The organism is Dehalococcoidales bacterium, from assembly GCA_030698765.1.
Taxonomy (GTDB): Bacteria; Chloroflexota; Dehalococcoidia; order Dehalococcoidales; family UBA2162; genus JAUYMF01.
On the sequence record JAUYMF010000008.1, the window covers coordinates 1 to 4,293 of the forward strand.

General features: G+C 52.8%; 6 protein-coding genes. All 6 read right to left on the reverse strand.

The window, feature by feature from the left end; translation table 11 throughout:
- On the reverse strand, positions 1-194 hold a 194-nt coding region (locus Q8Q07_00220; GenBank protein ID MDP3878718.1), incomplete at its 3' end, for an NIL domain-containing protein.
- A gap of 60 nt (positions 195-254) precedes the next feature.
- Entirely contained in the window at positions 255-1,478 is a 1,224-nt protein-coding gene (thrC, locus tag Q8Q07_00225) for a threonine synthase (GenBank protein MDP3878719.1), read from the reverse strand.
- An 11-nt stretch (positions 1,479-1,489) separates the two neighbouring features.
- Positions 1,490-2,632, reverse strand: a complete 1,143-nt coding sequence (locus tag Q8Q07_00230; GenBank protein MDP3878720.1) for a PLP-dependent aspartate aminotransferase family protein — start codon at positions 2,630-2,632, stop codon at positions 1,490-1,492.
- The gene (gene cysE, locus Q8Q07_00235) at positions 2,629-3,345 is read right to left on the reverse strand and encodes a serine O-acetyltransferase (protein ID MDP3878721.1); all 717 of its coding nucleotides are present in this window, start codon (positions 3,343-3,345) and stop codon (positions 2,629-2,631) included. The genes Q8Q07_00230 and cysE overlap by 4 nt, the downstream gene beginning before the upstream one ends.
- Positions 3,346-3,562: 217 nt before the next feature.
- Positions 3,563-3,787 carry a sulfurtransferase TusA family protein gene (locus tag Q8Q07_00240; protein MDP3878722.1) on the reverse strand — a complete coding sequence of 75 codons (225 nt, stop codon included), beginning with the start codon at positions 3,785-3,787 and terminating at the stop codon, positions 3,563-3,565.
- The coding region (locus Q8Q07_00245; GenBank protein MDP3878723.1) for a pyridoxal-phosphate dependent enzyme at positions 3,765-4,293 on the reverse strand (529 nt) is incomplete at its 5' end. The genes Q8Q07_00240 and Q8Q07_00245, both read right to left, overlap by 23 nt.

Here is a 4,293-nt window from a genome sequence, read left to right on the forward strand (position 1 = left end):
GCGGTCACCCAGGTGATACCATCTTCGATATCTTTCTCCTCCCCCTCCAGCTCCAGTACCACCCAGCCCTTGTCTTCGGATACATCAGCCCGGCGAATATTGGTTACTACGCTAAACTGCTGACTGAGATTATAGATAATAGGTTCCTTAATCAAGTCCTGCGGAAAAGTAAACATTACCTGTCTTTTAATCATCCTGTTAACCCTCCTTTACCTTTAATGCGATTAAAGCGGTACGGGTAAAGTACAATAAGCTTAAACCGGCGTGCCGAGCACCTCTTCGAAGGATTCAACGGTGGGCTGTATGGTGAATGGTTTAACCACATCGGCCACCGTCTCCTGTGTCCGCGGCCCGGCTCCGGTAATGTAGGTTACGGTAAGGTCATTCTTTTTGATTGCCCCGGAAGCCGCCAGTTTCCGGAGCACGCCGATGACCACTCCTCCGGCGGCCTCGGTAAAGATGCCTTCTGTTTGCGCCAGCAGCTTCATCCCGGCAATAGCTTCAGCATCAGTCGCGGCACAGGCTTCACCGCCGGAATCCTTGATGATTTTTAAAGCGTAGTAACCATCAGCCGGGTTACCAATAGCCAGGGACTTGGCGATAGTCTTCGGTTCTACCGGGTTCACGTGGAGTGTATTTGCATCAAAAGCGTTGACAATAGGGGCGGAACCAGCCGCCTGAGCCAGATACATGCGGGTATTTACCGGCCCGATTAGCCCAAGCATGGCCAGTTCTTCAAACCCTCTCCATATCCGGGTAAAGTGCAGTCCGGAGCCGGCGGAGGTTAAAGCGCAGTCAGGAGCGCGCCAGCCCAGTTGCTCAGCCGCCTCAAACCCCAGCGTTTTGTTTCCTTCAGCATAGAAGGGGCGCAGGTTAATATTGATGAATCCCCATTTATACTTTTCGGCGAGGCGGGCGCAGAGCCGGTTAACGTCGTCATAGCTGCCATTTACCGTCACCAGAACCGGGTCATAGATCGCGATACCCACCAGTTTGCCCGGCTCCACATTGGCCGGCACGAAAACGTAGGCTTTCATACCTGCCATGGCCGCATGGGCGGCTACGCTGGCGGCCAGATTGCCGGTAGAAGCGCAGGCTACAGTATCGAAACCGAACTCGCGCGCCTTGGTGATGGCCGCTGAGACCGGCCTGTCCTTGAACGAGTAGGTCGGGTTAAGGCAATCGTTCTTGATATACAGTTCGTCAAGCCCCAGTTCTTTTCCCAACCTGTCGGCTTTGACCAGCGGAGTGTAACCATTACTGATACCGATAATGTTACTGTCGGCAGGCAGTAAGTCCACGTAACGCCACATGCTTAGCGGCCCACCGGCAATCTTCTGCCGGGTCAGCACTTCAGACATGGCCTTATAATCATAGCTGACATCCAGCGGACTCAGGCAAATCTCACACAGGCTCATTGGTCGCAGGGGGTATTCCTGCCCGCATTTACGACACCGCAAAGCTCTGGCATAAGACATCTTATACTCCTTTAATCAGACTCCAGTGCCTGCTGCAAGTCCTCAATCAAGTCATCCTTGTTTTCCAGGCCCACTGATAACCTGACCAATCCGTCGGTGATCCCCACTTTCCTCCGGTGTTCCTCGGGCATTGACGCGTGACTCATTGTCGCCGGGTGCTCGGCCAGGGAGGCGACACCGCCTAATGACTCGGCCAGGGCAAATATCTTGATGCGGCGCAGGCAGGCTTTAGCCGCTTCCCCGCCACCTTTTACTTCAAAGGAGACCATGCCGCCGAACCCGGTCATCTGTCTACGGGCAACATAATGCCCCGGATGAGATTCTAATCCAGGGTAGAAGACCCTCTCTACCATGGGGTGTCCCTGGAGGTAAGCCGCCACCGCCGAAGCATTCACCTCATGCTGTCTCATCCTCACCGGCAGAGTTTCAATTCCGCGAAGTACCAGCCAGCAGTCAAAGGGCGAGGCACAGGTACCCATGGCATTAAGCAGGAACTGGACTCTCTCGCTTAGCTCATCAGTGGCCGTCACGATAGCTCCGCCGACGACGTCACAATGTCCGTTAAGGTATTTGGTGGTGGAGTGAACAACCACATCAATCCCGTATTCGATAGGTCTCAAGCAGTAGGGGGTAGCGAAGGTATTGTCAATAACCGTTAGCAGCTTATGTTTACGGGCGACATCTACCGCCATCTCCAGGTCAATGATGTTAAGCAACGGGTTTGAGGGGGTTTCCAGCCATAACATTTTAGTATTTGGTTTTATGGCGTCTTCAATCTTCTGCCGGATATCCATTCTCAGGAAAGTGAATTCCACTCCGAAATTGCTCATCACATCGTGGAACAGCCGGTAGGTTCCTCCGTAAACATCATCCCCGGAAATCACATGGTCGCCAGCCTTGAGCAGGTGAATGGCAGTAGTCTCAGCCGCCATGCCGGTAGCAAGCGCAAACCCGGCTTTTCCTCCCTCAAGCCGGGCGATTGTCTCTTCCAGCACCTTTCGGGTCGGATTTGACGTTCGGGAATAATCGTAACCCCGGGTCTTTCCAATATCTTCAAATACAAAGGTAGAAGTCTGGTAAATAGGCACGGAAACGGCGCCGTAAGCCCGGTCCGGCCTTTCCCCGGTATGGATCGCTAGAGTTTCAAACTTCATATCCCTTCTCCTTGGCTAAACTCCCTGGCCATCTCTCTTCGTTTCTCCCTGAGTCCATCTTCAGGCACCAGCACCCCGCTCAGGTTTTCCAATCTTTGCAGGCGTTCTTCCAATTCCTCCTGCTCCTTCAGCACCAGGCTGATAGCTTCGGCTATCGGGTCGGGTAACTTGTCGTGCTCCAATTCCAGTACCATTGCATAGTGATCCTCAGTAACCCTTCCCGGAATGCCAACGACGGTAGCCCCGGGCGGTACCGATTTTACCACCACCGAACCTGAGCCAATCCTGGCACCATCACCGATGTGAATAGGGCCCAGAGTTATGGCTCCTGCCCCGATTATCACATTATTTCCTATTGTAGCATGGCGCTTGACCTTCTTCAAAGTGGTCCCGCCGAGGACAACGCCCTGGTATATCAAAACATCATCGCCTATGTCCGCCGTCTCCCCGATGACCACGCCGGCCCCGTGGTCGATAAAGAAACGCCGGCCGATTTTCGCCCCCGGATGGATCTCAATATTGGTGAAAAAACGGTTGATGTGAGAGAGGAGACGGGCTGGAAAGCGCAGCTTGCGCTGCCAGAGAAAGTGGGCAATGCGGTGAGCCCACAGGGCGTGCAGTCCGGGATAGCAGGAGAGCACTTCGAGTAAACCCCGCGCCGCCGGGTCTTTGGCAAATACTGTCTGGATGTCTTCCCTTAAAGTCTTAAACATGTGTCCCTTACAGTCAATTCGTGGTCATCATTATCCGGAAAACGCTTGAATCAAAAAACGAACGTGTCACTCCGCCACATTATACCACACACAATCCCCCGATGTGTCCGGATAACCTGAGGGTATTCTGCTCCGTAGCCTTCAGCGAGTTAACAGGCGAACATTTCAAGCAGGTACCCCCCTTGACTGACCGATACGGGTAATGTTCCGGCAGGGGTTATTTAGTAACCGTTAATGTGAATTTACTGCCCCCGTTCTGTTCAAAAGCCGGTTTCAGGCCCCGGGATTTTAGCTCCTGCGCTACGCTCTTCAGGGATTCACTGTCCCCCAGTATTATCTTTGCCGTTTCCCTATCTTCCAGGCTCTCCAGAAGTTGTATCGCCTTCACTTTAGATAAAGGGCAGACAAAGCCGGATAAATCATATTCTGTAATCACTGCCATTGCTTCCGTTTTCCTCCAATTCTCTCTCCAGGGCATCTTTGTAAAAACTGGCGTATTTAAAGGCGTCATCAGGTGAAATGACTACCGCTATACCTTTCTTCGATTTTGCGTACTGCAAGGCGGCATGTAGTATGGCCCCTGTTGTCGGCCCGACGGGAACCCCGTCCTTTCTGGCTAAGGCCATAGCTGTTTTGTAGGCATCATCATCAGTCACAGCCACGGTATCATCAATTACCGACCTGTCCAGAATCTTGGGGATGAACTCTTCATCCAGACCGGTGATTCTCTTCATGCCCGGCAATTTATGGTTAGAGGAGGCAGGTTCTACACCGATTATCTTTATATCAGGGTTCTGTTCCTTAAGAAACCGGCCAATTCCGCTAATGGTGCCGCAGGTGCCAAAACCGGCGAAGAAGTAGTTAACATTGCCCTGTGTTTGCCGCCAGATTTCCGGCCCCGTATTCCGGTAGTGGGCCTGGACGTTCAGTTCGTTTTCGTACTGATTG